Raw genomic sequence first — 23,973 nt, 5'->3', positions numbered from 1 at the left:
CGCCTGTCAGGCTGCGGCGCGTGGATCTGCGGGTCTGGCGAAACGCGTCATGGTTTTCGCCAGATGTTTTCCGTAGTCGCGAGCAGGTTTTTCGACGGCGATATGGATAAGCCATGCACACAGGATGGAGGCAAGAACAGTGCTGCCGGTGGCCAGCATGGCTGGCATGCCGACGTCAACGAGTGCCCGCATTAGAACATATCCCGCGATCGAATGAACGACATAAAGCGGATAGCTGATATCGGCGAGAAAACCGGTCAGTGCACCCGCTCTGAAACTTCGCCTGTAGCGGAAAGCCAAGGCGAAAATCAGGATCGCTATCGCGTAATTTATGAATGACGCGAATTCGCTGACCGCCGTATGTCTTAACGTTACTCCAGACAGCGCCAGCAGGCCGATCATGGGGATGACTGCGGCGTTTCGCGATATGCTGCCGACATGGACGTAATAGAACAACACGCCGCAGAACATGTAGGCAATATAGGCAAAACAGCGCGGCAAGCCCAGAAACAGAAAATAAAGGCTTCCGGCCGGCTTCACTGCTTCAGGAATGTTCCAGATCGCCATTCCGGCAAGGCACAGCACCACCGGCACGATGAAGATCGCCGGCGACAGACGGCGCAGAGGCCATGCACAGATGGCGAGGACGATGTAGAATTTCACCTCAATTTCCAGCGTCCATGAAATGCCGTCTATGGATCGCGACCACAGCAGGTCGCGCAGACCGGGGACATAGTGGATCGCAACTTCTGCGAAGGTGAACGGCCAGGGTTTGCCGAATGTACTTCCCGACCAGAAGATGGCGAGCAAGGTGATCGAGAAACCAACCATATAGACGGGCAGGATACGAAAAATGCGGCCCGTCAGAAACGCCGGAACACTATTCGAGCGCAGCGAAACCGGAATGACAAACCCGCTGATCAGGAAAAAGATGGCGACCCCCAGGGCGCCGGGCGCGATACCGGTATAGGCCATGGCTCGATTGACGAGCGAAATGACGAAGGGGGCCGAGTGCGTTTCGACCGGAAGGGGGATCGCATTGGTGAGAAAGGCAACAAAGGCGCGGTCTTTTTTATCCCAGAACATCAGAACGGTATGGGCTATCACGACCAGAAGAGCGGCAAGGCCGCGCAACGTGTTGGCAAATTCCAGTCTTTCCTGATTGGCTGCCATGCCGTCCACCTCGTGGGAGATGGCGGATTATTGACAAATGCTCGGAAAAATCAAACTTGCGCAGCAGGTGAAACGCTATTCTTTTTCAGAAAATATAGCTCTGTGGTTTTGGTGCTTCAGGTTGCGTATGGATGCGCACGTTCCCGCCTGCGTGGAATGGCGGTATGTTCCTATCGCTCGTTGCGCTTCCCCAGATGATCTTCCCAGGCGAGCGCCGTGCGGATGATGAAATCGAGATCGTCATGCACCGGTTTCCAGCCGAGTTCGTTGGCCGCCACCGAGGCGTCGGCGACAACGAAGGCGGCATCGCCCGGACGTCGGCCGACCGTTTCGACGGCAAGATCGCGGCCGGAAAGGCGGCGCACGCAGTCAACCACGTCAAGCACCGAAAAACCGCGACCATAACCGCAATTGGCGACAAGCGATTTCTCGCCGGCGCGCAGGCGCTGCAGGGCTTTCAGGTGGGCGTCGGTCAAGTCGCTGACATGGATGTAATCGCGGACGCAGGTACCATCCGGCGTGGGGTAGTCGTTGCCGAAAATCTGCAATTTGGAGCGGCGGCCCAAGGCCGTTTCGCAGGCGACCTTGATGAGGTGGGTGGCGCCCGCCGTCGACTGGCCGGTGCGGCCGCGCGGATCGGCGCCGGCGACGTTGAAATAACGCAGGGCCGTATAGGTGAAAGGGTGGGCGGCCGCCGTATCGCGCAGCATGATCTCGGTCATCAGCTTGGAGGAACCATAGGGCGATTCCGGCCTGAGTGGGGAATCCTCCAGAACCGGCGCGGCATCCTGCGGCGTGCCGTAGACGGCGGCAGTGGAGGAAAACACGAAATGCGGTACGCCGGCCTCGACGGCGGCAGAGATAAGCGCCTGCGATTTGACGGTGTTGTTTTCGTAATAGCTGAGCGGATCACGCACCGAATCCGGCACCACGACCGAGCCGGCGAAATGGATGATGGCGTCGATAGCGTGGGTTTCGAAGATTTTCCGAAGCAGCGTGCGGTCGGCGATATCGCCTTCGTAGAACTTTGCCTCGGGTGCCAAAGCCCAGCCAAAGCCGGTGGACAAACGATCGATGACGACCACGTCCTCGCCGTGGTCGAGCAGTGCCCAGACCATGTGGCTGCCGATATAACCCGCACCGCCGGTGACGAGAACCGCCATGCTTGCAAAACCCTTTTGCCGACCTTTTGGGGGCCTAGTGGAATATGTGGTGGTTTATACGTGCATTAGATTGATCGATTGTAAGCAAAACGGAGAAAAACTACCGATCCACCGCCGCCCTGCGATCCACTTCCTTAAGCGTATCGATAAAGGCCCTGAGCGGCGGCGGCACGTGGCGGTGGCCGGCGTAATAGAGCATCAGCCCGTCCATCCACGGACACCAGTCTTCCAGCGCGGGCAGAAGCGCGCCGCGTTCAAGATAGGGAGCGGCCACCAGTTGCGGCAGATAGGCGATGCCGAGGTTTCTGGTCGCCGCTTCCGCCATGGTTTCCAGATGGTCGAGTGTGAGCGCGCCCGGCACATCGATGACCACTTCCTGCCCGTGCCGTTCGAATTCCCAGCGAAAAAGTTTTCCGCTCGGCATGCGCAGGCGGATGCAGGAATGGTTCTTCAAATCGTCCGGGGTTTGCGGCGTGCCGCGCTTTTCAAGATATGCCGGTGAGGCCACCGTGACGAAGCGGGCGCGGCCGCCGAAGGGCACGCCGATCATGTCCTGCGGCACTGCATAACCGAGCCGTACGCCGGCATCGAAACCTTCGGCGACGATATCAGTGAAGCGGCCATCGGTGACGAGATCGAGGGCGATTTCCGGAAAACGCTCAAGAAACTCGGGCACGACGGTCTGGACCAGATAGCGGATGGCCGGTTCACCGCCGTTGATGCGCAACACGCCGCTCGGCCGGCTGCGAAAATCGTCGATCACGGCCAGTGCCCGATCAAGGCTCGACAGGGCCGGCCGCAATTGCGAGGCCAGCCGCTCACCGGCTTCGGTGGGGGCGACACTGCGGGTGGTGCGGTTCAGAAGCCGTACGCCGAGCGTGGTTTCCAGCCCGCGCATCATGTGGCTGAGCGTCGAGGGTGACAGACCGAGTTCGTCCGCAGCCTTGCGAAAACTGCGATGCGATACGATGGCCATAAAGGCGTCAAGATCGGAAAGGGACGGACGTTCAGGCATGGTGCTCATTCATGGGGAATTTTCACCGGTTCATGCAGGTTTGCGCGGATTATAACATCAATCACGAGGGTCTATCTATCCCTTGAAGGCGGCAATCACGTCGCAAACCAAGGATAAGATCATGACTGACATGAGCAAGACCGCGCAACGCACATGGTTCATCACCGGCACGTCCTCCGGCTTTGGCCGCATTCTGACCGAAAAACTGCTGGCGCGTGGCGATCGCGTGGCGGCCACGCTACGCAAGCCGGGCGTGCTGGACGATCTCAAGAACCGGTATGGCGACCGCCTGTGGATCGCTTCCATGGACCTGACGGATGTGACCGCCGTGAAGGCGACGGTGGATCGCGCCTTTACTGAGCTGGGGCATATCGACGTGGTGGTGAGCAATGCGGCCTACGGCCTGTTCTGCGCCGCGGAGGAAGCGAGCAGCGAGCAGATCCGCCACCAGATCGATACCAACCTGATTGGCTCGATCGAGCTGATCCGCGCGACCTTGCCGCATCTGCGCGGGCAGGGTGCGGGTCGCATTCTGCAAGTGTCGTCCGAGGGCGGGCAGATCGCCTATCCGAATTTCTCGCTCTATCACGCCACCAAATGGGGCATCGAGGGTTTTGTCGAATCCGTTGCGCAGGAAGTGGCGCCCTTCGGCATCGGCATCACGCTGGTTGAACCGGGGCCGACCAAGACAGATTTCGGCCGGGGCCTTGTGACGGCGCAGCCGATGGCGGTCTATGAGGATACGCCGGCGGGTGCCGTGCGCCGTGGCGTTTCCGACGGCAGTTTTGCCGTGACCGGCGACCCGGAGAAGATGGCCGATGCGATGATTGCAGTGGCCGGGCAGGAGAAGGCGCCGAAGCGGCTGGTGCTCGGTACCAGCAGCTATTTTGCGATCCGCGCGGCCCTGCAGGAAAGGCTCGAGGAACTGGAGGCGCAAAAGGCGGTGACGCTGGCGATGGAATAAGGGGGATAAAGTCCCCATCTGCTGTCGTTCCCATCGCCGTCCGGTGACGCTTTATGGTGTGGCCGCTGCGGCCGATGGCTCGACGGTAACGGAAGAGAAACCGGGATCGCCTTCGGGCAGTTTTATGTTTGCCGGAAAAATGAACGAGACAAAATCGACACTTTTCAGTTCAGCCGGAAACCGGGGAAATTCCTTGACGACACGATAGCGCCGTCGACCGGGGAGGTTTTGGTCGATGGGTTTGATCGACCCGTCCAGAAGCAGTTGCAGCATTCCGGCCTGCTGCGGCAGGACCTGATATCGTTCCGCCCGGCCCTGGGAAACGACCTGTGAGGGGTCGATATCGGCGATGCCTCCGGGACTGATACTCTGGAGAAAGGTCAGTGCAGGCTCGAGATCTTTTCCGTCGGTCGGTTGCCGTAATCCTTCAAGGGTGAAGTTCGGTGGGGCCTGGCCTTCCATGGCGATTTTGCTGTTTCGCTCCATAAAATCGTCCGGCAGGCTCAGGTGATCAGATCTGTGACTCGATACAATGCCTTCAGGCTCATTTCCGAAAAGTTCGGACATGCGTCGGATGCTGGCTTTTGGCGGGGTCATGCCGCCGTAGAAAAAGCATGGCCGGTCGTTGACCAGCGTGACTTTGTCTTTCGCGATGCCGGTGACGCCGACGCCATCGCTCGCCGACCCGAATAATCGGGCGACGCGGTCGGTTCGACCGGTAATGCGCCATATCATTGCGATCTGGGACGACACGGCAAGGTAGATGGGGTGGTCGCCATCGGCGATGTCGATGGTGGTGGTTTGCGTCTCCATGTCCTGTCCGGCAACGGAGGTGTTGGATAAGGTGCCGCTATCACGGGTGGAGACGACGTACAGTCTCTGATTGGCTTCGAGCTTCGGTGGGGTGCAACGTAGGTCCGCAGCCGGGTTCGAGGGGGCGGCCATGAAGTCGGCGTGGGCTGCCGCGCCGCGTTCCTGCTTGGTGACGATGCCGTCGCCGTCTTTGTCGACCTTGGCGAAGGATGCGAGCGCCAGAGCCTCCAGTTCATCAACCGTGAGCTTGCCATCCTTGTTCGGGTCAAGCGCCAGAAGCTGCCGGATGGCGACTGTGCTGTGCGCTGCCGAGGCATGCTCCAAAGCGGGCGTTTCGAGAAAATTGCTGGCCTCGATCAGGCTGATCATGCCGTCGCCGTCCGTATCCGCCGCCATGGTGTTGACGAGTAGGGAAGTGGTCGCCTCCGGCGGCGGCGTTTGCCGTTCTTGCCTCTCGAGCATGTTGTTACCGTTGAGATCGAGCATGAAGAAAGCGGTGAGAAGCTCTGCCTTGCGTGCGCCGCGCGTGCGGGCGGCCAGACGGTCGATATCGGCTTGGGTCAGCGTTTGTCGATCGGCGGCAGTGGACCTGAGCAGTTGCAGGATCGCCGAGACATGCGCTTCACGATAATCAAGCTCCACGCGCAGCGGATCGGCCGGCGATCTGATGGGTGGGGCGGGGCGGGGATTGGTTGCTGTGGGCTGAATGGACGACTGTGCACAAGCGATGCCGACGCTGGCCAGCATGATGACGCCCGCATAAGCAAGCCCGCGTAAAACCATGGTCTTTCCCCACCCAGAATATGCCGTCGCACGGCCATGTTTCCATGCCCGCAAGATCGCGTCGAGAGTGTGACAATCGAAAAGAAAAAACAATCCTGACGTGTCGCCAGCGTCGTGGTGCGACATCATGTCCGGCCAACCGCGGCTGCGTTACCCGCCGCCGCTTTGCGGCTTCAACGCCGCCAGTTCCTCTTGCGTCAGCGCCCGCACAGCGCCCTTCTCCAGTTCGCCGAGCAGCAGCTCGCCGATCGCCACGCGCACCAGCCTCAACGTCGAGATGTCGAGACTTTCCAGCATGCGGCGGATCTGGCGGTTTTTGCCCTCAATGAGTTCGATCTCCAGCCATGCGTTCCTGTCGCCCTCGCGCAGAAGCTCGACGCGGCGGGCGGAGAGGAACTCGCCGTCATGGGTGACGCCCTCGCGCAGCGCTTCCAGTGTTGCGGCGTCGGGCAGGCGGTCGATCTGCACGTGATAGGTCTTTGCCACATGGGTTTTCGGATCGAGCAGGGCGTTGGCGAATTGTGTGTCGTTGGAAAAGAGGAGCAGGCCCTCGCTTGCCTTGTCCAGCCGACCGACCGGCGAGAGGTGGGCGTTGTCGTGGTCCTTGAGGCAGTCATACACGGTTGGGCGGCCCTGCGGATCGTGGCGCGTGGTGACGAGGCCGCGGGGTTTGTTGAGCATGAGGTAGACGAATGTTTCCGCCGCCACCGCTTTGCCATCGACGCTGATTTTTGCGGTGGCGAGATCGATCCAGGCTTCCGTGTCGGTGATCGTCTTGCCACCGACCGCGACATGGCCGTTGCGGATCAGTTCCTCGGCTTGGGTGCGCGAACAGTAGCCGAGTTTGGAGAGGGCGCGGGGGAGCGTGACGCGCTGGCCGTCCGGTTTTTTGGCCGGGGCTTTCGCGGCGGGTCCTGGCGCCGGGTTTCGCTGCGGTCTCTGCCCTGATTTCGCTGCCGGTTTTGTGCCGGGACGGCGGCTGTTCTTCATGCGCTTTTATCCAAAATCCCGATCATAGGGCCGTCACAGGTTAGATCACCGGTTACATCACTCGTGGCAGTTTCGGTTGACCTTGCGGCCCTTGCCATTCTAATGCCGGTTCCGTCCAGCCTCCAATGGCGAAGGACGAGAAAACATTTGTCATTCCCCAACGAGAGACCGCGCTACCATGGCCGACATCACAACAGAACTCGTGACGCTGCGCGATTACTGGCGCTATGCGATCTCCCGCTTCAATGCCGCCGAGCTTGGGTTCGGCCATGGCACGACGACCGCCGGTGACGATGCCGCCTTCCTTCTGCTCGACAGTCTGAACCTGCCGATCGACACGCTCGATCCGTTTCTCGATGCCCGGGTTCTGCCGCATGAACGGCAATTGCTGGCCGAGCGCATCGATCTGCGCGTCACGAGCCGCAAGCCGACCTCCTACATCACCAATCACGCCTATATCCAGGGCGTGCGTTTCTTCGTCGACGAGCGGGTGATCGTGCCGCGTTCGCATATCGGCGAAATCCTGTTTTCCGAATATCTCGGCGAAAACGGCTCGTCCTTCCTGCCCGATCCGTTCCAGGTGACGAGCGCGGTGGATATCTGCACCGGTTCAGGCTGCCTTGCGGTGCTTGCCGCAAAATTTTTCCCGAATGCGGAAGTGGATGCCGTCGATCTTTCAAGCGAGGCGCTGGAAGTCGCCAAGATCAACGTGACCGATCACGAAGTGGCCGAGCAGGTATCGCTCTACAAGGGTGATCTTTTCGCGCCGCTGGCCGGCAAGACCTATGACCTGATCATCACCAACCCGCCCTATGTCGACCATGCCTCGATGGCTGGTTTCCCGGCCGAACATCAGGCCGAACCGGCGATGGCGCATGATGGCGGTGAGGATGGTCTCGATCTGGTTCGAAAAATCCTCGATGACGCGGCCAATTACCTCAATCCCGAGGGAGGCATGCTGTGCGAGATCGGCTCGGGCCGCGAAATCCTCGAGGAAGAATATCCGCATCTGGACTTCTTCTGGGTGGAGACGGCGGAATCGCAGGATGCGGTTTTCTGGATTTCCGCTGAAGCACTCGGCGTCGAATAAACATCACTTAAAAACGGCTCCATTAGGAGCCGTTTTCGTATCCTGTTCAAGCATCTCAAGCCTGTTCAAAAACCATCGAATGGCCGTTGATGCAGTAACGCAGACCGGTCGGCGGCGGGCCGTCCGGGAAAACGTGGCCGAGATGGCCGTTGCAATTGGCGCAACGGATCTCTGTGCGCACCATGCCATGCGAAGTATCGCGAAGCTCGATGACAGCATCGTCCTTCACCGGTGCAAAGTAACTCGGCCAGCCGCATCCGCTGTCGAACTTGGTATCGGAGATGAAGAGCGGCTCATCGCAGGCGGCGCAGCGATAAAGACCCTTTTCCTTGCTGTCCCAATAGGGGCCGGTAAACGGGCGTTCTGTGCCCGCCTGACGCAGGATGTAATATTGTTCCGGCGTCAGCTGCTCGCGCCATTCCGCCTCGCTTTTCTCAACTTTTCCGCCTTTGACATCGGACATGCCGGTTCCTTTCGTTTTGACTTTAGATAGGAACGGCAGGCGCTGTGGAAAAGTGCAGGCTGATGTTTGCTGTCAAGAAAATGCACCGCGCTGAAATGGCGCGCCCCGGCTGGCCGGGGAAAAGTGTCGAAAAATGGTGCATGTCTTTGCCGAATCAGTCACGTTTGAGCGGGGTAGGACGGCGTCTCGGGGAGAGTAAGGGCGCCCGTGGGAGTGGTTGCGCGCCTTTCGCATTGATTAATCACGATATTAAGCGAATTAACCAGAATTAATCGCGCCAATAGGACAGAATTTCGCCGCATTTCTATTGCTGGCGAATACGTGGTCATGTCTTTCTTTCAGTAAAGCCTAAAAAAACGAAGGATGACTTGGTTTGTAGTCAAAATTTGCAAAATGCAATTGGACTTCTCAAAAAACAGTGCTACTTCCTTCGTCAGTAGAGCGCTGAATTTGATTTAACTCTCGATTGCCCTCAGTATATTCGGATTATTACCGTTGTCTTTCTCGGATGGGCCGGTGATCTTCTACTCTGAAGGGAAAATCTGAGACATTGTCAATTTCAGGTGGCATGGCTTTATTGCCTGTTGGAGATCTAGGGGTGGATCTCAGTCCTTGCGGACACGGCATGCAATAACAAGCGGCCATCGCGTTCTACGAAGGCAGTTCGCTTGTCGCGGCTGTCTATGGATGGAACAGGAGACTAGTATGACAGAAACCCTATCCGACAAGGGCCAGGATCTTCTCGTGGAATTGACCGCGGATATCGTCTCGGCCTACGTCAGCAATCATGTTGTTCAGGTTGGTGATCTCACCGGTCTGATCACGGACGTGCATTCTGCTTTGAGCAACACGTCTTCGCCGGCACCCGTTGCTGCTGCGGTCGAAAAGCCGAAGCCGCCGGTTCCGATCAGGAAGTCTATCGAAGACGATTACCTGATCTGCCTGGAAGACGGCCAGAAGTTCAAGTCGCTGAAGCGTCACCTGATGACGCATTACAACATGACGCCGGAAGAATACCGCGAAAAGTGGGGCCTGCCGGCAGACTATCCGATGGTTGCACCGGCCTATGCCGAAGCGCGTTCGCGCCTCGCCAAGGAAATGGGCCTCGGACAGCGCCGCAAGCGCGCCAAATAAGACGCAATAAGCCTGTTGCGGGTTCGTGATCGCTGGGGTGCGATCCGGCCTGTGAGTTGCCTTTTGCATTTTTGCAGACAAGAACATGCCGGGCAGGATCCAACGATCCGAGCCCGGTTTTTTATTGACCAGAACTTTTATGAGGAAAATAATCCTTTATTTTTTATCGGAAATAGAAATATCCTAGGCAGATCAAAGGATGCGGTCAGAATCGTAGAATTTGCCTTTTTACGATTGCCTGTTATAGATATGTGAATATATTCCTATGTGTTGATGGGAGCTATTCATGCAGACGGAATTTTCCATTCGCATCACCGGCACATGCCCGGTTCAAACCCCTTTGCCGCCGCCAAGTTCGGCGTGGGTCGGGGTGTCGTTCAAGCGCATCTGCCGCGGCGTGCGCCTTCTGGTGTGGGAGGCGCTGGTGCTGGCGAGCGGCCAGATGGCGGAACTGCGCGACAGGAGGCGGATCGCCTGCCATGTGCGTCAGATCGCCATGTATGTGTGCCATGTGGCGCTGCGCATGCCGATGGGCGGTATCGCCGATGCCTGCGGGCGGGACCGCTCGACCGTCAGCCATGCATGCCATCTGACCGAGGACCGCCGCGACGATCCGTTGTTCGACGCGTTTGTCGCCTGTGTGGAGCGCATGGCGCTGGCGGCTTTCGGGCGCATGGAGGAGGTGGCTTATGCCTGATCATACGGAGAAAACGGGCGAAAAAGCCGGCCGAAAGGCGCTTTTGAAACTGTTGCGCATGCTGTTGCGCGGTGAGTGCCGGATCGTGGCCGAGAACATGAGGGCGGTGCGGCTTGAACGGCAGGGTGAGGGGGCGGATTTCAATCCCGCCATGCTGGCTTTTGGCGTGTCGCGCGGGCTGGTTATGCGCCGCGACCAAACCATTGCGGCAACACCTGCTGCCTCGGCGTTTCTGCGCCGGGCGCTCGCGGATGGCGAGGCGGAGTTTGCCGGCCAGCATCGCGACATGGTGGAAGAGACGGCGCTGGTGGAAGGAGCGCGGCAGAGGGTGAGCCGCAACCTGAAGGAATCGCCGCTGGCACCTCTGGCAAGGTTGAAGGATCGCGGCGGCGAGCCGTTCCTGTCCGTTGCAGCGTTTGATGCGGGCGAACGGCTGGCCGCCGACTTCACCCGCGCGCAGATGCAGCCACGGATCACCGCCTCCTGGGAGCCGCGGCTGGAGACCGGCGGTGGTAGGCGCGGGGCAGGCGGGACCGAGATCAGCGATAGCGCCATGGCCGCGCGTGACCGCTTTGCCCGGGCGGTGGAGGCGATGGGGCCGGAGCTTTCCGGCGTCGCGATGGATGTCTGCTGTTTTTCGAAAGGGCTGGAAGTGGTGGAGCGTGAAAGGTCTTGGCCGGCGCGGTCTGCCAAGCTGATGCTGAGGGCGGCGTTACTGGCACTTGCCCGGCACTACGCGCCGCCGGTGGCGGAGGGCAGGCGACGGCATCATTGGGGCGATGGCGATTTTCGGCCGCGGATGTGAGGTGATTGCTTCCCTGCGCATACGGCAAGCTATGGGCATGTAGATCCTTCTGCCCATTTGATGGGGGAGATGGTGTCAACACTCGGGTGGGAGACGGCGTATTGCCTACGATCTCGCCCCTTGGGGGGATTCGACCGAAAGGTGAGAGAGGGGATGAGCGATGGTGCGGCTGAGATGAGACAAGCGACATTTGCGCCAGGGGCCTCCGCTCTGTCCTGTCGGACTGGAGCCACGGGTCTCCACCCGCTCTTCGCGTCCCCTCAAGGGGGGAGGCCGGCTGGGTGCTCCCTCGCGGTTCCATATGCGGTAGCTTTGCGCTTGTAGGGGAGCTTTATTTCAATGCAATCGCCCTGCCGCACGCGTGAGGATAGGCGCTATCTCAAACCCCGCCTCAAGCGGGGGCCAGCGCCAAAGCTTCTTCCCGAATGCGCTTGACCATGGAGCGCAATCCGTTGGCGCGCTGGGAGGAGAGGTTTTCGACAAGGCCGATGCGGTCAAAGATTTCGATCGCGTCGGTTTTGGAAATCTCCGATGCTTTTTTGCCGGAATAGACGGCCAGCACGATGGCGACGAGGCCGCGCACGATATGGGCGTCGCTGTCGCCCTCGAAGGTCATGACCGGGTCTGCGGCATCATCGGCGACATGGCTGACGAGCCAGACCTGGCTGGCGCAGCCGTTGACCTTGTAACGGGCGTCGCGCTTCTCCTCGGGCAGGTCCGGCAGCGCCTTGCCGAGTTCGATGACGTAGCGGTAACGGTCTTCCCAATCGTCGAGAAAGGCAAAGTCGTCGATGATGGTTTCGAGGCTGGCCATATGCGCTCCTGCTTTTGACCGCTTCATATAGGGATGATCGGCGCCCGGCAAAGCCAAAATGGGCAAAACCAGGATGAGCCAAACCTGAATGCGGTTTTGGATGCCTGGCATGCGTGGTTGCGAAAGCCACGGCATTTCCCATATTCGGGAGAGCCGATCGATCGCGCCGGAGGTTTTTCATGTTCCATTTCGACAACAGCTATACCCGCCTGCCGGAACGGTTTTACGCCTCCGTTTATCCCGAAGCGGTGGAAGGGCCAAAGCTTCTGAAATTCAACGAGGATCTGGCGCGCGAGCTGCGGCTGGATGACGAGAGTTTTGGAGCCGGTGCCGATGAAAACCGGCTGGCGGCGATCTTTGGCGGCAATGTCCTGCCTCAGGGCGCCGAGCCGATCGCCATGGCTTATGCCGGCCACCAGTTCGGCAATTTCGTGCCGCAGCTGGGCGACGGACGCGCGATCCTGCTGGGCGAAGTGATCGACGTGAACGGCAAACGCCGCGACATCCAGCTGAAGGGCGCGGGGCCGACACCGTTTTCACGGCGGGGTGACGGGCGTGCGGCGCTTGGGCCGGTGCTCAGGGAATATATCGTTTCCGAAGCATTTGCGGCACTCGGCATTCCGGCAACACGGGCGCTGGCAGCGGTGGCGACCGGCGAGGCTGTCTATCGCGAGACGCCGCAGCAGGGCGCGGTTTTCGTGCGCGTGGCGGCGAGCCATGTGCGCATCGGCACGTTCCAATATCTTGCCGCGCGAGGTGACACGGACGGCATCAAGGTTTTGGCCGATTATGTGATCGAGCGGCATTATCCGGACCTGAAAACGCAGGAGAACCCGTATCTTGCGCTTTTGCAGCAGGTGGCGATCCGGCAGGCGCAGCTTGTGGCGCGTTGGCTCGGTGTCGGTTTTATCCATGGGGTGATGAACACCGACAACATGACGATCTCGGGCGAAACGATCGATTTCGGGCCTTGTGCCTTTCTCGACGAATATGACCCGACGAAAGTGTTTTCCTCGATCGATGCGCAGGGGCGATATGCCTATCGCAACCAGCCGGGCATCGCCCAGTGGAATATCGCGCGGCTGGCCGAATGCCTGCTGCCATTGCTGGATGCCGACGAGGAGAAGGCGGTGGAGGCCGCCAATGATATGCTGAAGGATTTTGGCGAACGGTTTCAGGCCGCGTGGCTTGCCGAGTTTTCAGAGAAGATCGGTTTGTCGGGCCACGAGGAAGGTGATGGCGAACTGGTGCAGGGGCTGCTTGCCGTCATGCACAAGGGCGAAGCGGATTTTACGCTGGCGTTTCGACGGCTGGCCGATGCGGTGACGCCGGAAGGTGATGCGGCGTTTCTGGATGGTTTTTCGGATGCGCCGATGGAGGCCGGTGTGACGGTCAAGGCGTCAGCAGTGGCATGGCTGGTGCAATGGCGGCAGAGGCTGGAGCGGGATGGGCGTGGTACGGAGACGCAGCGGGCGGCGATGCGCGCGAAAAACCCGGCGATCATTGCCCGTAACCACCGGATCGAAGAAGCGATCGCGGCGGGCAATTACGGCGATTTCAGCTTTTTCGAGCGGCTGACCAAGGCGTTGGAAAAGCCCTATGAGGACCAGCCGGAATTTGCCGACCTGATGGCGCCGCCGACTGTGGATCAGCGGGTGTTGCGGACGTTTTGCGGGACGTGAGTATTTCGCCGATCGATGCTTTGCGCGGCTTCGCGTTTGGTGGCGGTACATTGGTCGATTATGCGATCGATGACGCCATCATGATGCTTTCGACCGAAGTTCTGGCGCTGAACCAGCCGGATGCTGACTTGTGCCGGTTTGGTGATGTGCAACTGGGTATGCGCATTGCGATTGCGCTGGATGCGGGCGGTGTTGCGCCACCGTTCAGCGGTTTTGCTGCGGGGCAGGATGGCGAAATTTCACGTCTGGGGCCGAGTGGGACTGACTGCGATGTTTGGGAACTGGCGTTTTTCCTGCACGATTTTCGCGATGTCGGTCGCCAGAAGTTTGTCGTGCTGTCGTTTCGGCCGTTAGCGATCAGCGTGATGCCTACCGGTGTTGCGATCTCCGATTGATATTGCCAGTCGCACAGATGCGTCCGATCTGGAAACCTTCGAGGGTGCGGGCCTCACCCGAACCGAACTTGCCCGTCGTCTGGGCAAGGATGAAAAGCAGGTCCGCAGAATTCTGGACCCTATGCATGGCACCGATATTGCCACGCTTGAAGCCGCAATATCGGCGATGGGCAACCGGCTCGTCATCGGTCTTGAGGCCGCCGGATGAACGGGAGATCGCAGTCAGAACTGCAGTCTCCCGTCATGCTCTCTACCGCAGCCTTTTCCCATCCGCGCCGATCACCTCTTCCCCATCCTCTTTCGAAAACGGCCCCTTGTGGGTGTCCGGCAAAATATCCAGCACCAGCTCGGAGGGGCGGGCGAGGCGTGTGCCCAGCTCCGTCACCACGAAGGGGCGGTTGATGAGGATCGGGTTTTGCAGCATGGCGTCGAGAAGGGCATCGTCGGAGAGGACCGGGTCGCCGAGGCCGAGATCGGCATAGGGCGTGCCCTTTTCGCGGATCGCTTCGCGCACTGAAAGGCCGGCGTTCCAGATCATCTCCATCAGTTCGGCACGGGTCGGTGGCGTCTGCAGATATTCGATGATCTCGGGTTCGATGCCGGCATTGCGGATCAGCGCCAGCGTGTTGCGCGAGGTGCCGCAGGCCGGGTTGTGGTAGATTCTGGCGTGCATGGGTGTGTTTTCGCTCAAAAGGGTTTGTTTCACCGTTCCGGCAGGGCGGCGATCGCCTTTTCGATCTCCGGCAGGAGCGTGTCGGGCAGGGGAAGGATGGGGCGCGGTGGCCGGGCTTTGGTGAGGCCGAGAAGGTTGGCGGCGGCATAGATGACACGCAGGCTGCCATGCGCGCGAAACAGCACCCAGAGCGGTTCGAACATGGCATAGATGCGGGCGGTTTCGGCCTCGTTCCCTGCGAGCGCCGCCTTGGTGAGAGCGGCGGCCGGATGCGGCAACAGACCACCGACCACGCTGAACCAGGCATCGGCACCGGCAAGCAGGGCCGAGCCGGCGTGCCAGTCGCCGCTGTAACCGATCGCGAAATCCTCTTTCGCCTTTTCGCGCAGGCTCGTGATTTCGGCTGCGAAGGCAAGGTCCTTGGCCACCGGCATTTTCACCGCCTTTATGGTGCCGATCTTCGACAGGCGGGCAAGCAGATCTTCGCTGAAGCTGAAATGCGTGGTGGACGGGTTGTTGTAGATGCAAAGCGGAAGGTCGGTGGTGGCGGCGACCGTGGCGTAGTGCTGATACGCCTCTTCCTCCGTCAGCGGTGTATAGGAAACGGGGGCGAGAAGCAGCGCGTCGGCCCCGGCCTCTGCCGCATCCCGGGCAAGCGCCTGCACCGCGTCAGTGCGAATTGCGCCGATACCGGCAATGATCGGCAGTTTGCCGGAGACGGCTTCAACGGCGGCCGAAATGGCGCGGCGGCGTTCTTCACGGGTAAGATAGGCATAAACGCCGGTGCTGCCGAGAAGGCCGATGGAATTCGCCTTGCCATCAATGATACGGGCGAGAAGGGCCTGAAGGGCATCCGTATCGACGCGACCCGCTTCATCCGCAGGCGTGAGCGGGAAGGCGGAAAGGCCGGTAAACAGCGGCAGCGGCTTTGGCATGGGCGGCACCTTTTGCGGCGGAGACGAGGGCGAAGCAGGCAGGTGCGGCCACTATGCGGGATTGGGCGCGATGTGCAAGCGGCGGAAATCGAGGTGCCAGCCGTCAAAGGCTCGCGCTTCCACGCCTTTCAGGCAGCTTAATCCAGCAAGGACAGACAGGTGAGTGGACACGATCCGACGAAAAGACCAAGCAGAGCGCCGACGGGTGCAAAAGTCAGGGCGCCGAGCGGGCCGGCGAGTGCGAACCCGAGAAACAGGCCGCCGGCGAGACCCAGGGTGCTGAGGATGGTCGCCAGAATTGTCCTCGCTTTTTCCATGATCTGGATGTGTGCAGCGCGGTTTGGCTCTGCAAGGGGCGATGTATGGCGAGTGACAAAATAGAGCCGATAGGAAAATAATCCTTGACGGCGTGACGGTCGTTTGATAGGGTTTGTGCATGGTCGGAGAGTTGCGGTTTTGCACTCTCCGGCAGAAGAATTCCGGTTTTTGATGGGTTTGTGGGCGCTGGTCTTTTGGCCGGCGCGGAGGACGTTTGGCATGTCCGGTGATTTCCAGAGTTTCGATGTGAGCCTGTTCGGTACCTGGGGCGATGCGGATGACGCGTCGCTGCCGGAGGCGGCGCGCGGCGTGATGCTTGAGGTCAAATCGGCTGAAGCACGGCAGACGGAGGTGCAGACGGCGAGCGACATGCGGACGATCCTCAACGAGGCGACGCTGGAACTGCGCCAGCAGTTCGAGACGTTTCGCGGGCTTCGTACCGCGGCCGAAGGCATGCTGGCCGACGGCGACGAGGCGGCGCAGAAACTGGCCCGCGCAGACATCAAGGCGGCGATCGATGCCATGTCGCTGATCGTGCGCACGCTGGAAAAGATCGACACGCTGCAGCGGCAGTTTGCCCGCGACCGGCAGGCCGAGGCCGAGCGGGTGGCGGATGAGGGCGGGTATCAGGAGGCGTTGCTTGAAGTCGAGCGGCTTATCGATGAGCGGGCCGAGGAAAAGGCCGATGCGCGGTATCGCGAGCGGTGTCGCGTTGCCGGTCTTGATCCTGACGAGCCGGGCGGTGCGGGAGGGGATGGAGCGCGGCCGCCCGACACGGGCTGAGGAGCAGGTTGCTTCCACGGTTGCTGAATTCAAGGATGGCATCACGGTGATCAGGGAAACTCGGCGTGAGGTCGTGGCAGAAATCGGCGGTGCGCTGAACAGTGCGTCTGAATTCGGGAAGGAATTGGAGGCGGGGCAGGGCGCTTTGCGGGATGAGGCGGCGTTGGATATTTCACTTGTGGAGCCAACCCCCTCTGTCGCCTCTGGCGACATCTCCCCCGCAAGCGGAGAGACCAACCCGGGATGTCCCTCGACCTCCCCTCTGGCGGGGGAGATGGCCGGCAGTCCGGACGGGGATAAGGCTGGACGCTCTTCAGATATTGCCGACAACAATCTGCTGACGCCGCATATCCACGCGCTGGGGCGCGAGTGGCGGATCAGCGGTCGCGCCGCGCAAACACCGCCTTCGGGCGACTGGCGCACGTGGTTGATCATGGGCGGGCGTGGTTCCGGCAAGACGCGGGCAGGCGCCGAATGGGTGCATGCTTTGGCCTCTGCGGCTCCACGATGCGATCTCAGGATCGCGCTGGTGGCGGAAACGCTGGGGGATGCGCGTGAGGTGATGGTGGATGGCGCGTCCGGAATCTGCCGGATTGCGCGTGCCAATGTGCCGGATTTCGAGGTGACGCGGCGTCGGCTGGTGTGGCCGAACGGTGCGGTGGCGCAGATCTTTTCCTCGGAGGATCCTGAAAGTTTGCGCGGGCCGCAGTTTCATTTCGCCTGGTGCGACGAGCTGGCCAAGTGGAAGCATGCGCAGGAGACGTTTGACATGTTGCAGTTCGGTCTGCGGCTGGGGACCGATCCGCGTCAGCTGGTGACGACGACGCCAAGGCCGGTGCCGGTGCTGAAGGCTCTGATTACCGATCCGACGACGTATCTGGTGCGCATGTCGACGGCGGCGAACGCGAAAAATCTGGCGCCGGGTTTCATGGCCGTGCTGGAAAGCCGTTATGGCGGCACGCGGCTGGGGCGGCAGGAGATTGCCGGCGAGCTGATCGAGGACCGCGCCGACGCACTTTGGAAACGCACCGATCTGGAGGCCTGCGTGACGCGGGCTTATGGGCCGCTGAAACGCATCGTGGTGGCGGTGGACCCGCCATCCGGTTCTGGCGAGGAATCGTGCTGCGGTATCGTGGTGGCCGGCATCGAGGAGAATGCGCTGTCTTCGGGTGGCTTCGGGCGAGTGGTGGTTCTGGCCGATTGTTCGGTGGAAGGGATGACGCCCGCAGGCTGGGCGCAGGCGGTGGCAAAAGCCTATGCGCGTTTTGCTGCCGACCGGGTGGTGGCCGAGGTGAACCAGGGCGGTGACATGGTTCTGGCAATGCTGAAAAGCGTCGATGCCGGTCTGCCGGTGACGATGGTACGGGCGACACGCGGCAAATTTCTGCGGGCCGAGCCGGTGGCAGCACTCTACGAACAGGGGCGCGTTCTGCATGCCGGCACATTCGTCGAACTGGAAGACCAGATGTGCGATTTTGGGCCGGACGGGCTGTCATCAGGTCGTTCGCCGGACCGGCTGGATGCACTGGTCTGGGCGCTGACGGCGCTGGTTCTGGATGGGCAGGGGGAGCCGCGGGTGCGGGGAATTTGAGGCCGGCTAGAGGTTTCAGACCACCGGCACAAAACGTCCCGCATCGACAAGCGTGCGGGACGGAAGGGGATCAGCGCTTGGTGGTGACCGGCGCGGGGGCACTTTCGCGGACCTGACGCCACTCGGATTCGAGGCGCTCCGCAACATGCTGGGGGATCGGCTGCTTCACGGTCGCGGCAGAAGCTTGCTGGTGCATCATCATGATCTCCTTCGTTCAAAACCGACGTCCAACGCCTGATGACCCAGTTGGTTCCATATCCCAAACAGAAAGTAAATCGGGCGGTAAACCGTTAAAACGATTTAGTTTTTCTAAACCGATTGAAACTTGTCATTTAATTCGGGCGAGGCTTTGGCATGGCTGTGGACAGAGTGCGATTTTTCGAGCGGGTGCGGAAAAATCCATGCGGCGGCAGACTTTACGGCGCCCAGGTGACGGGCATGGAAGCCATTCTCGATCACTGGGGCCTGCATTCGAAAGCGGCGGATTCCTCGCTGGCCTACGTGCTGGCAACGGCTTTTCACGAAACGGCCGCAACTATGCAGCCGGTGCGCGAAACGCTGGCGAAAAGCGATGGCGAGGCGGTGGTGCGGCTGGACCGGGCCTTTGCGAGCGGCCGGCTGCCTACAGTGAAGACGCCGTATTGGCGGCCGGATGGTGAGGGCAAAAGCTGGTTGGGGCGCGGTTTCGTGCAACTGACTCACAGGCGCAATTACGAGGCGATGTCCGACCTGACGGGTGAGGATCTGGTGACCGATCCGGGTCTGGCGATGCGCATCGACATCGCCGCCAAAATCCTGATCGAGGGCATGCGGGTGGGGTTGTTTACCGGCTGGCGGCTGGGCTTCTTTTTCGGTCGCGACAAGGCGGATTGGGTCGGCGCGCGAAAAATCGTCAACGGCACGGACAGGGCGGAATTGGTGGCGGGTTATGGCAGAGCGTTTGCGGCGGCGTTGGGGTGAAGGTGGGCGGGGCGGTTGAGCTTGCCGGCGTGCACTCAAAAGCCGAATGCGCTGGTCTCGACATGGAGCAGGCAGGAGTCTGCCTTGCATTGTTGAGTGGCGTTGACCTGCATGCGCTTGCCATTCCACATGCCGCTGCAAATCGTATCGGGTTCGACGTCGAGCTGGTCGGCGCGCGGCTGATCCAGGCCGATATTTGCGCAGGCTTTTTTGAGCGCCGGGATCGGATCTGTGGCATCTGCGGCCATGGGGATCGCCTGCCGGGACATTTCGGGCATCGGGCCGTCCGGGTTGATAAATTCAATTTCGCCTTTGTGTGACTGTTTAAAACCGGCTTCTGTCACGAGACGATCGAGAAGATTGGTGCTGTCGGCACCGACGATGATGGTGAACCACAGGATGCCTGCCACGACCGGAGCGATGGCGGCGGCGAGGATTGCCAGCGTCATGAGGATGAGCGGGTATTTTTTGCCTGTTGTCTGCACGTGCTGTTTCGATCCTGCGGGTGCGGCTCGATATAGGCTGGCAGTGCCGGCGTTCAACGGTGTTCGCGGCAATGCCCGGTTCGTTGAACAGGGCTGGTTCGCGTGATAGCGAAACAGCGTTCGACATGCACATGCCCGCGGAGTTTTCGATGATACGCCATATCGTGTTTTTTACGGCCAAGCCCGAAAACCTCGACGACGTGCGGGCGGGGCTTTCGTTGCTGACAGCCAATCCGCATGCGCAGCTTTTGGAAATCGGCAGCAATGTGAAGACCGACCAGTGGGGCACCGAGATCGATCTGGTGGTGTATGGCGAATTTGAGGATGAGGCAGCGCTGGCAGCCTACAAGGCGCATCCGATCTATCAGCAGTCGATCGATGTGGTGAAGCCGATACGGGAAATGCGGATCGCGGCGGATTATGATGTGGGGACTGCGGTGACGACGCCGCTTCGATAAGCGCCGGGCGGTTTCGGCCAAACACAAGGATTTTCCAGGATGAAATCTCCTTTTCGCCTGCCGCGCTTTTTCGCGGGGGAAGGCAAGGCCGTGTCCGCTTCAGCGGTCGTCGAGGCAAAGGCCGTGGCTGGTGCGGGCGCGGGTTTTGCGGTGATTTCCGGTGAAGGGGCGGCGCATTGGTCCGGGCGTAATTATGCGGCCTTGGCGCGGGCGGGGTTCATGAAAAACCCGGTGGCGCACAGGGCGGTGCGGATGATCGCCGAGGCTGCGGCTGCGGTGCCATGGCTGGCTTATGAGGGCCGCGCCGAGGTGACGGATCATGCGGCGCTTTCGCTGCTGGCACGGCCGAACGGGCGGCAGGGCGGGGCAGATTTTCTTGAGGCGCTTTACGGGCATCTGCTGCTTTCCGGCAATGCTTATGTGGAGCCGCTGATCGTTGGCGGGAGAGTGCGCGAACTGCATCTTCTGCGGCCCGACCGCGTGGCGATCGTTGAGGGGCGGGATGGCTGGCCGGTGGCTTATGATTACCGTGCCGGGGGCGTGACGCGGCGTTTGCCGGCGGAAGTGGAGGGCGGTGGCCAGGGGGACGGCAGGCTGGCCGTGCTGCATATAAAGCTGTTTCATCCGCTGGATGACCATTCCGGCCTGTCGCCGCTTGTCGCGGCAGGTGCCGCACTCGATCTTTCCAATGCGGCTTCCGGCTGGAACAAGGCGCTGCTCGACAACTCGGCGCGGCCTTCCGGTGCGCTGGTCTATCAGCCCAAGGATGGCGGCAATCTTTCGCCAAACCAATATGACCGGCTGAAGGAACAGCTGGAGGAGGGATATGCGGGTGCGGTGAATGCCGGGCGACCGCTCATTCTGGAAGGCGGTCTGGACTGGAAGGCGATGGCGCTTTCACCCAAGGACATGGATTTCATGGAAGCGAAAAACGGGGCTGCGCGCGACATTGCGCTTGGTCTCGGTGTGCCACCGATGCTGCTCGGCATTCCCGGCGACAATACCTATGCCAATTACCAGGAGGCGCACCGGGCCTTTTATCGGCTGACCGTGCTGCCGATGATTTTTCGCATTGCCGGCAGTTTTTCCGCCTGGCTGGGCGGGGTGTTTGGCGAAAAATTACGTCTGGAGCCGGATCTCGATCGCATCGCGGGCCTTGCGACCGAGCGCGAGGCGCTTTGGGCGCGGGTGGGGGCGGCGAGCTTTTTGTCCGACGATGAGAAGCGGGAAGCGGTGGGATATTGAGGCCGCGAGCAAAGAGGCGTAGTTTGTAATACGGCGTATTACAAATGGAGGTTTTCATGGCCGACAAACCTGTCCTGTCCGATCCGATCACGTTGCGCGTGCCGATCGATATTCTCGAGGATATCGAAAAGATCGCCGAGGCAAGCGAACGCAGCCGCAGCTGGGTGATCGTGCGGGCGTTGAAGTATTACATGATCAACGAAGGAAGTGACATTCTTGATATCCGCAAGGGACTTGAAGATATCGAGGCAGGTCGTGTTCATGATGCCGAGGAGGTTTTTGCCGAGCTTGAGCGTCTCTCAAGAGACGACGCCGCGTGATGAAGATACAGCTTTCGGATCGCGCACTGGCATTTCTGAAGGCGGAACAGGCCTATCTGGCCAAGTTCGATAAGCGCACGGCACTAGCTGTGGTGCAGCAATTGCGCCGCTCCGTGAAACTGATTGGCGAGCACCCTCATATCGGTGCCGCCGTTGACGGTTTCGAGGGTGTACGACGGTTTGTGTCTGCGCCGTATCACGTGGATTATATCGAGAGCGACGGTATTCTTATAGTCGTCACCATTCGACATGGCCGGCAGGCGCCTCGGCAGGTCGATACAAATTATCCGCCCTTTGGCATTTGATTATTGGTGGTCAGACGGACCGCTGATGTCCTGGATGAAGATGTTCACTCAACCTCTCAGAGCGTGGACTCAATCTGCCAGAAGATCGTGCCAAGCGATTCTGATGACTCGCGAAAACGCCGGAAGTTAAAGTGGTTTCGAGGAGCGGAGCCGTGGATTCTGCAACCTTGATCGGGCGGATTTTCCGTCCCCGGTGCCGGTTCGGCGCCGTTATGGTCACACGTCTGCTGATCTTGCTTGACATGTGACAGGTCCTCACTCTCGCAGGGAATGGTTAACAATGACTGAACTCGGCACCGATCTGGGAGCCGGTATCGGAAACGATGCCGGCATGTGGGCCGCCAAGGTGGTGGGCGCGATTGCCGGTGCGGCGGTCTCGCTGATCTATCTCCTGCCCAAAAGCCGGCGCGAGGCATTAAGCCGTTTTGCGACCGGCGTCAGTTGCGGCCTGATCTTTGGCGGACCGGCGGGCATCTGGCTTTCCGAGCGGGCGGGGATTTCCGATGACGTTTCCACGACCGACCTGATGCTGGCAGGGTCTGCTGCGGCGAGCCTGTGCGCCTGGTGGGTGCTGGGGGCACTGTCGCGGCTGGCGGCGCGGTATGGCAGGAAATCGGGGTAGGCGTCAGCAGCTGCTGTCATTGCCCAAGGGGCCGGCATAGAACGCACCATTGGCATCGCCGCGCTTATCCGAGCGGCCGAGCGGTGCCGCGAGCCGTGGTTTTCGAAAAACGCCGGGTAGCCTGACGGCCGTATAGATGCAGCCGGCTAATATGGCCGAGCCGGATACGAAGCCGAGTGCGATCAGGAACAGCGTCTGCATGTCTTCCTCCCGCGCGGGGTTTGTCGGAGGAATTATAGCGTGGCTGTGGCCGCGGCTCAATTCGGGCTGGCTGGTCGCGCTCGTTTAGGGGGCCGTCATGACTTCCAGACTGCCGCCGTGGCCATGATAGGTTTCGGCGCTCAAAAGGTATTTTTGGCCGCATGCCGTACAGGCAAAGCGGTTCTCCACGATCTCGTGCCATGGGCCTTCGGCGTCGAGGGTGGAGAAGGCGGGCAGGGTGTAGGTGGCACTATAGGCCGGCAGGACGGTGAGCCGGCCTTGCGCCACGGCGGCCTGCAGCAGGAGGATTGCGCTTGTCAGATCCGCCGGTAGACGGATCGGGCGCGGCTGTGAAAAATCCTCGCAGGTGCTGCAGGTCATGAGGCGTTTCCCGATGCGATGGCACCTAGACATAACGGCTGAGATTGCCGGCACGCAAGGGATACATCTGTCCCGATCGGTGCGGTGAACAATCAGAAAATCGAGGAGAGTTTTCATGCACGCTTATCGCGGGCCGCGACCCCATGCGCGCAAATTCGCCAATCTGGAACTGGCGGGCATTACCGGCGACGGGGTGTTTTCCGGTTATGCCAGCGTGTTCGGTGAGGTCGATCTCGGCCGCGATACGATCGAGCGCGGGGCGTTTCGGCAGTCTTTGGTGGAGCGCGGGGCGGGGCAGGTGCGCATGCTTTACCAGCATGATCCTGCCGAGCCGATCGGCGCCTGGAAGACCATTCGCGAGGATGCGCGCGGGCTTTATGTCGAGGGTGTTTTGTCTCCCGGCGTGGCAAGGGCGCGCGAGGTGTTTTCGCTGATGAAAACGGGCGCTCTGGACGGTCTGTCGATCGGCTTTCGCAGTGTGAAGGCCCGCACTGATGCCAAAACCGGGGTGCGGCGCATTCTCGAAGCCGAGCTTTGGGAGATTTCCGTCGTGACCTTTCCGATGCTGCCTTCGGCTCGGGTATCCGATGTGAAACATGCGCGCTTCTTTCGGGACCGGGAAACCGAACTCGTCCGCCAGATGCGGCGGGCGGCGAAACTGATGTTTGCTTCAACTTTCAAGCCAACCTGAAAATCCAACCATTGGGGATGATCG

General features: G+C 60.5%; 31 protein-coding genes. 17 read left to right on the top strand and 14 right to left on the bottom strand.

Going from position 1 to position 23,973, the window contains the following annotated elements; all coding sequences use genetic code 11:
• Nucleotides 1–6 precede the first annotated feature (6 nt).
• From GAO09_RS15730 to GAO09_RS15720, 3 genes are all read right to left on the bottom strand, one after another.
• Nucleotides 7–1,173: an acyltransferase family protein gene (locus GAO09_RS15730; protein ID WP_153354964.1), complete on the bottom strand. Its 1,167-nt coding sequence runs from the start codon at nt 1,171–1,173 to the stop codon at nt 7–9.
• Nucleotides 1,174–1,343: 170 nt separating this feature from the next.
• On the bottom strand, nt 1,344–2,336 hold the full coding sequence (gene galE, locus GAO09_RS15725; RefSeq protein WP_153354963.1) for a UDP-glucose 4-epimerase GalE: 993 nt from the start codon (nt 2,334–2,336) through the stop codon (nt 1,344–1,346).
• 100 nt (nt 2,337–2,436) lie between these two features.
• Complete coding sequence (locus GAO09_RS15720) at nt 2,437–3,351, bottom strand: LysR family transcriptional regulator (protein ID WP_153355212.1); 915 nt, start codon at nt 3,349–3,351, stop codon at nt 2,437–2,439.
• A 121-nt stretch (nt 3,352–3,472) separates the two neighbouring features.
• Between GAO09_RS15720 and GAO09_RS15715 the strand changes: the two genes are divergently transcribed.
• Nucleotides 3,473–4,315: an SDR family oxidoreductase gene (locus GAO09_RS15715; RefSeq protein WP_410768920.1), complete on the top strand. Its 843-nt coding sequence runs from the start codon at nt 3,473–3,475 to the stop codon at nt 4,313–4,315.
• 51 nt (nt 4,316–4,366) lie between these two features.
• Here the strand turns inward: GAO09_RS15715 and GAO09_RS15710 are convergent, their stop codons facing one another.
• Complete coding sequence (locus tag GAO09_RS15710) at nt 4,367–5,911, bottom strand: EF-hand domain-containing protein (RefSeq protein ID WP_209018728.1); 1,545 nt, start codon at nt 5,909–5,911, stop codon at nt 4,367–4,369.
• 150 nt (nt 5,912–6,061) lie between these two features.
• Nucleotides 6,062–6,901: a pseudouridine synthase gene (locus GAO09_RS15705; RefSeq protein ID WP_153354961.1), complete on the bottom strand. Its 840-nt coding sequence runs from the start codon at nt 6,899–6,901 to the stop codon at nt 6,062–6,064.
• Between the two features lie 178 nt (nt 6,902–7,079).
• Between GAO09_RS15705 and prmB the strand changes: the two genes are divergently transcribed.
• Entirely contained in the window at nt 7,080–7,991 is a 912-nt protein-coding gene (prmB, locus tag GAO09_RS15700) for a 50S ribosomal protein L3 N(5)-glutamine methyltransferase (RefSeq protein WP_153354960.1), read from the top strand.
• A 55-nt stretch (nt 7,992–8,046) separates the two neighbouring features.
• Here prmB and msrB read toward each other — a convergent pair whose 3' ends face one another.
• Nucleotides 8,047–8,454: a peptide-methionine (R)-S-oxide reductase MsrB gene (gene msrB / locus GAO09_RS15695; RefSeq protein WP_153354959.1), complete on the bottom strand. Its 408-nt coding sequence runs from the start codon at nt 8,452–8,454 to the stop codon at nt 8,047–8,049.
• 705 nt (nt 8,455–9,159) lie between these two features.
• Between msrB and GAO09_RS15690 the strand changes: the two genes are divergently transcribed.
• The 3 genes from GAO09_RS15690 to GAO09_RS15680 all read left to right on the top strand — a co-directional run bounded on the left by GAO09_RS15690 (nt 9,160) and on the right by GAO09_RS15680 (nt 11,090).
• Nucleotides 9,160–9,588 carry a Ros/MucR family transcriptional regulator gene (locus GAO09_RS15690; protein ID WP_153354958.1) on the top strand — a complete coding sequence of 143 codons (429 nt, stop codon included), beginning with the start codon at nt 9,160–9,162 and terminating at the stop codon, nt 9,586–9,588.
• Nucleotides 9,589–9,874: 286 nt separating this feature from the next.
• Nucleotides 9,875–10,285, top strand: a complete 411-nt coding sequence (locus GAO09_RS30090; protein WP_153354957.1) for a helix-turn-helix domain-containing protein — start codon at nt 9,875–9,877, stop codon at nt 10,283–10,285.
• Nucleotides 10,278–11,090: a DUF6456 domain-containing protein gene (locus GAO09_RS15680; protein WP_153354956.1), complete on the top strand. Its 813-nt coding sequence runs from the start codon at nt 10,278–10,280 to the stop codon at nt 11,088–11,090. The genes GAO09_RS30090 and GAO09_RS15680 overlap by 8 nt, the downstream gene beginning before the upstream one ends.
• A 391-nt stretch (nt 11,091–11,481) precedes the next feature.
• On the opposite strand, the gene GAO09_RS15675 is transcribed toward GAO09_RS15680, so the two are convergent.
• Complete coding sequence (locus GAO09_RS15675) at nt 11,482–11,904, bottom strand: SufE family protein (RefSeq protein WP_153354955.1); 423 nt, start codon at nt 11,902–11,904, stop codon at nt 11,482–11,484.
• A 179-nt stretch (nt 11,905–12,083) separates the two neighbouring features.
• On the opposite strand from GAO09_RS15675, the gene GAO09_RS15670 reads away from it, so the two are divergent.
• Genes GAO09_RS15670 through GAO09_RS15660 form a run of 3 tightly spaced genes read left to right on the top strand, consistent with a single transcriptional unit; the run spans nt 12,084 to nt 14,189 of the window.
• Nucleotides 12,084–13,586 carry a protein adenylyltransferase SelO gene (locus tag GAO09_RS15670; protein WP_153354954.1) on the top strand — a complete coding sequence of 501 codons (1,503 nt, stop codon included), beginning with the start codon at nt 12,084–12,086 and terminating at the stop codon, nt 13,584–13,586.
• Nucleotides 13,583–13,981: a hypothetical protein gene (locus GAO09_RS15665; RefSeq protein WP_153354953.1), complete on the top strand. Its 399-nt coding sequence runs from the start codon at nt 13,583–13,585 to the stop codon at nt 13,979–13,981. The genes GAO09_RS15670 and GAO09_RS15665 overlap by 4 nt, the downstream gene beginning before the upstream one ends.
• Nucleotides 13,965–14,189 (top strand): hypothetical protein, encoded by a 225-nt coding sequence (locus GAO09_RS15660; protein WP_153354952.1) that lies wholly within the window; start codon nt 13,965–13,967, stop codon nt 14,187–14,189. The genes GAO09_RS15665 and GAO09_RS15660 overlap by 17 nt, the downstream gene beginning before the upstream one ends.
• Before the next feature lie 42 nt (nt 14,190–14,231).
• On the opposite strand, the gene arsC is transcribed toward GAO09_RS15660, so the two are convergent.
• The 3 genes from arsC to GAO09_RS15645 form a co-directional block, all read right to left on the bottom strand.
• Complete coding sequence (arsC, locus tag GAO09_RS15655; protein ID WP_153354951.1) at nt 14,232–14,654, bottom strand: arsenate reductase (glutaredoxin); 423 nt, start codon at nt 14,652–14,654, stop codon at nt 14,232–14,234.
• A 29-nt stretch (nt 14,655–14,683) separates the two neighbouring features.
• On the bottom strand, nt 14,684–15,589 hold the full coding sequence (locus GAO09_RS15650; protein ID WP_153354950.1) for a dihydrodipicolinate synthase family protein: 906 nt from the start codon (nt 15,587–15,589) through the stop codon (nt 14,684–14,686).
• Nucleotides 15,590–15,726: 137 nt separating this feature from the next.
• Nucleotides 15,727–15,906 carry a hypothetical protein gene (locus GAO09_RS15645; RefSeq protein ID WP_153354949.1) on the bottom strand — a complete coding sequence of 60 codons (180 nt, stop codon included), beginning with the start codon at nt 15,904–15,906 and terminating at the stop codon, nt 15,727–15,729.
• Between the two features lie 220 nt (nt 15,907–16,126).
• Here GAO09_RS15645 and GAO09_RS15640 point away from each other — a divergent pair, with 220 nt between their 5' ends.
• Together GAO09_RS15640 and GAO09_RS15635 are read left to right on the top strand one after the other, a co-directional pair.
• Nucleotides 16,127–16,690 (top strand): hypothetical protein, encoded by a 564-nt coding sequence (locus GAO09_RS15640; protein ID WP_209018727.1) that lies wholly within the window; start codon nt 16,127–16,129, stop codon nt 16,688–16,690.
• Between the two features lie 274 nt (nt 16,691–16,964).
• Nucleotides 16,965–18,281 (top strand): DNA-packaging protein, encoded by a 1,317-nt coding sequence (locus GAO09_RS15635; RefSeq protein WP_153355210.1) that lies wholly within the window; start codon nt 16,965–16,967, stop codon nt 18,279–18,281.
• Between the two features lie 70 nt (nt 18,282–18,351).
• On the opposite strand, the gene GAO09_RS30250 is transcribed toward GAO09_RS15635, so the two are convergent.
• The gene (locus GAO09_RS30250; protein WP_274379766.1) at nt 18,352–18,483 is read right to left on the bottom strand and encodes a hypothetical protein; all 132 of its coding nucleotides are present in this window, start codon (nt 18,481–18,483) and stop codon (nt 18,352–18,354) included.
• A gap of 152 nt (nt 18,484–18,635) precedes the next feature.
• Between GAO09_RS30250 and GAO09_RS15630 the strand changes: the two genes are divergently transcribed.
• Nucleotides 18,636–19,241 (top strand): hypothetical protein, encoded by a 606-nt coding sequence (locus tag GAO09_RS15630; protein WP_153354948.1) that lies wholly within the window; start codon nt 18,636–18,638, stop codon nt 19,239–19,241.
• 35 nt (nt 19,242–19,276) lie between these two features.
• Here GAO09_RS15630 and GAO09_RS15625 read toward each other — a convergent pair whose 3' ends face one another.
• The gene (locus tag GAO09_RS15625; protein ID WP_153354947.1) at nt 19,277–19,726 is read right to left on the bottom strand and encodes a hypothetical protein; all 450 of its coding nucleotides are present in this window, start codon (nt 19,724–19,726) and stop codon (nt 19,277–19,279) included.
• 149 nt (nt 19,727–19,875) lie between these two features.
• On the opposite strand from GAO09_RS15625, the gene GAO09_RS15620 reads away from it, so the two are divergent.
• The 5 genes from GAO09_RS15620 to GAO09_RS15600 all read left to right on the top strand — a co-directional run bounded on the left by GAO09_RS15620 (nt 19,876) and on the right by GAO09_RS15600 (nt 22,676).
• Complete coding sequence (locus GAO09_RS15620; RefSeq protein WP_153354946.1) at nt 19,876–20,184, top strand: Dabb family protein; 309 nt, start codon at nt 19,876–19,878, stop codon at nt 20,182–20,184.
• A gap of 39 nt (nt 20,185–20,223) precedes the next feature.
• Nucleotides 20,224–21,429 (top strand): phage portal protein, encoded by a 1,206-nt coding sequence (locus GAO09_RS15615; protein WP_153354945.1) that lies wholly within the window; start codon nt 20,224–20,226, stop codon nt 21,427–21,429.
• Between the two features lie 56 nt (nt 21,430–21,485).
• Nucleotides 21,486–21,749 (top strand): CopG family ribbon-helix-helix protein, encoded by a 264-nt coding sequence (locus GAO09_RS15610; RefSeq protein WP_153354944.1) that lies wholly within the window; start codon nt 21,486–21,488, stop codon nt 21,747–21,749.
• On the top strand, nt 21,749–22,054 hold the full coding sequence (locus GAO09_RS15605) for a type II toxin-antitoxin system RelE/ParE family toxin (protein ID WP_235938235.1): 306 nt from the start codon (nt 21,749–21,751) through the stop codon (nt 22,052–22,054). The genes GAO09_RS15610 and GAO09_RS15605 overlap by 1 nt, the downstream gene beginning before the upstream one ends.
• Nucleotides 22,055–22,334: 280 nt before the next feature.
• Entirely contained in the window at nt 22,335–22,676 is a 342-nt protein-coding gene (locus GAO09_RS15600) for a DUF6107 family protein (RefSeq protein ID WP_153354942.1), read from the top strand.
• 3 nt (nt 22,677–22,679) lie between these two features.
• Here GAO09_RS15600 and GAO09_RS15595 read toward each other — a convergent pair whose 3' ends face one another.
• Together GAO09_RS15595 and GAO09_RS15590 are read right to left on the bottom strand one after the other, a co-directional pair.
• On the bottom strand, nt 22,680–22,877 hold the full coding sequence (locus GAO09_RS15595) for a hypothetical protein (protein WP_153354941.1): 198 nt from the start codon (nt 22,875–22,877) through the stop codon (nt 22,680–22,682).
• Nucleotides 22,878–22,961: 84 nt separating this feature from the next.
• Nucleotides 22,962–23,258 (bottom strand): hypothetical protein, encoded by a 297-nt coding sequence (locus GAO09_RS15590; protein ID WP_153354940.1) that lies wholly within the window; start codon nt 23,256–23,258, stop codon nt 22,962–22,964.
• A 115-nt stretch (nt 23,259–23,373) separates the two neighbouring features.
• Here GAO09_RS15590 and GAO09_RS15585 point away from each other — a divergent pair, with 115 nt between their 5' ends.
• A complete protein-coding gene (locus GAO09_RS15585; RefSeq protein WP_153354939.1) occupies nt 23,374–23,949 on the top strand; it encodes an HK97 family phage prohead protease in 576 nt (191 codons plus the stop codon).
• Nucleotides 23,950–23,973: the final 24 nt, after the last annotated feature.

This window comes from Endobacterium cereale, from assembly GCF_009617585.1.
GTDB classification, from domain to species: Bacteria; Pseudomonadota; Alphaproteobacteria; order Rhizobiales; family Rhizobiaceae; genus Neorhizobium; species Neorhizobium cereale.
Note: the sequence above shows the minus strand (reverse complement) of the source record. Positions and strands in the feature narration are given on the sequence as shown.

Bases quoted from the DNA above. Each gene is read 5' to 3' on its own strand.
- GAO09_RS15610 (WP_153354944.1), top strand. From the start codon at position 21,486: ATGGCCGACAAACCTGTCCTGTCCGATCCGATCACGTTGCGCGTGCCG.
- GAO09_RS15720 (WP_153355212.1), bottom strand. From the start codon at position 3,351: ATGCCTGAACGTCCGTCCCTTTCCGATCTTGACGCCTTTATGGCCATC.
- arsC (WP_153354951.1), bottom strand. From the start codon at position 14,654: ATGCACGCCAGAATCTACCACAACCCGGCCTGCGGCACCTCGCGCAAC.
- GAO09_RS15670 (WP_153354954.1), top strand. From the start codon at position 12,084: ATGTTCCATTTCGACAACAGCTATACCCGCCTGCCGGAACGGTTTTAC.
- galE (WP_153354963.1), bottom strand. From the start codon at position 2,336: ATGGCGGTTCTCGTCACCGGCGGTGCGGGTTATATCGGCAGCCACATG.
- prmB (WP_153354960.1), top strand. From the start codon at position 7,080: ATGGCCGACATCACAACAGAACTCGTGACGCTGCGCGATTACTGGCGC.
- GAO09_RS15650 (WP_153354950.1), bottom strand. From the start codon at position 15,589: ATGCCAAAGCCGCTGCCGCTGTTTACCGGCCTTTCCGCCTTCCCGCTC.
- GAO09_RS15680 (WP_153354956.1), top strand. From the start codon at position 10,278: ATGCCTGATCATACGGAGAAAACGGGCGAAAAAGCCGGCCGAAAGGCG.
- GAO09_RS15595 (WP_153354941.1), bottom strand. From the start codon at position 22,877: ATGCAGACGCTGTTCCTGATCGCACTCGGCTTCGTATCCGGCTCGGCC.
- GAO09_RS15590 (WP_153354940.1), bottom strand. From the start codon at position 23,258: ATGACCTGCAGCACCTGCGAGGATTTTTCACAGCCGCGCCCGATCCGT.
- GAO09_RS15630 (WP_153354948.1), top strand. From the start codon at position 18,636: ATGGCTGTGGACAGAGTGCGATTTTTCGAGCGGGTGCGGAAAAATCCA.
- GAO09_RS30250 (WP_274379766.1), bottom strand. From the start codon at position 18,483: ATGATGATGCACCAGCAAGCTTCTGCCGCGACCGTGAAGCAGCCGATC.
- msrB (WP_153354959.1), bottom strand. From the start codon at position 8,454: ATGTCCGATGTCAAAGGCGGAAAAGTTGAGAAAAGCGAGGCGGAATGG.
- GAO09_RS15690 (WP_153354958.1), top strand. From the start codon at position 9,160: ATGACAGAAACCCTATCCGACAAGGGCCAGGATCTTCTCGTGGAATTG.
- GAO09_RS30090 (WP_153354957.1), top strand. From the start codon at position 9,875: ATGCAGACGGAATTTTCCATTCGCATCACCGGCACATGCCCGGTTCAA.
- GAO09_RS15710 (WP_209018728.1), bottom strand. From the start codon at position 5,911: ATGGTTTTACGCGGGCTTGCTTATGCGGGCGTCATCATGCTGGCCAGC.
- GAO09_RS15640 (WP_209018727.1), top strand. From the start codon at position 16,127: ATGTCCGGTGATTTCCAGAGTTTCGATGTGAGCCTGTTCGGTACCTGG.
- GAO09_RS15585 (WP_153354939.1), top strand. From the start codon at position 23,374: ATGCACGCTTATCGCGGGCCGCGACCCCATGCGCGCAAATTCGCCAAT.
- GAO09_RS15635 (WP_153355210.1), top strand. From the start codon at position 16,965: ATGGCCGGCAGTCCGGACGGGGATAAGGCTGGACGCTCTTCAGATATT.
- GAO09_RS15705 (WP_153354961.1), bottom strand. From the start codon at position 6,901: ATGAAGAACAGCCGCCGTCCCGGCACAAAACCGGCAGCGAAATCAGGG.
- GAO09_RS15715 (WP_410768920.1), top strand. From the start codon at position 3,473: ATGACTGACATGAGCAAGACCGCGCAACGCACATGGTTCATCACCGGC.
- GAO09_RS15675 (WP_153354955.1), bottom strand. From the start codon at position 11,904: ATGGCCAGCCTCGAAACCATCATCGACGACTTTGCCTTTCTCGACGAT.
- GAO09_RS15605 (WP_235938235.1), top strand. From the start codon at position 21,749: ATGAAGATACAGCTTTCGGATCGCGCACTGGCATTTCTGAAGGCGGAA.
- GAO09_RS15615 (WP_153354945.1), top strand. From the start codon at position 20,224: ATGAAATCTCCTTTTCGCCTGCCGCGCTTTTTCGCGGGGGAAGGCAAG.
- GAO09_RS15620 (WP_153354946.1), top strand. From the start codon at position 19,876: ATGATACGCCATATCGTGTTTTTTACGGCCAAGCCCGAAAACCTCGAC.
- GAO09_RS15645 (WP_153354949.1), bottom strand. From the start codon at position 15,906: ATGGAAAAAGCGAGGACAATTCTGGCGACCATCCTCAGCACCCTGGGT.
- GAO09_RS15600 (WP_153354942.1), top strand. From the start codon at position 22,335: ATGACTGAACTCGGCACCGATCTGGGAGCCGGTATCGGAAACGATGCC.
- GAO09_RS15730 (WP_153354964.1), bottom strand. From the start codon at position 1,173: ATGGCAGCCAATCAGGAAAGACTGGAATTTGCCAACACGTTGCGCGGC.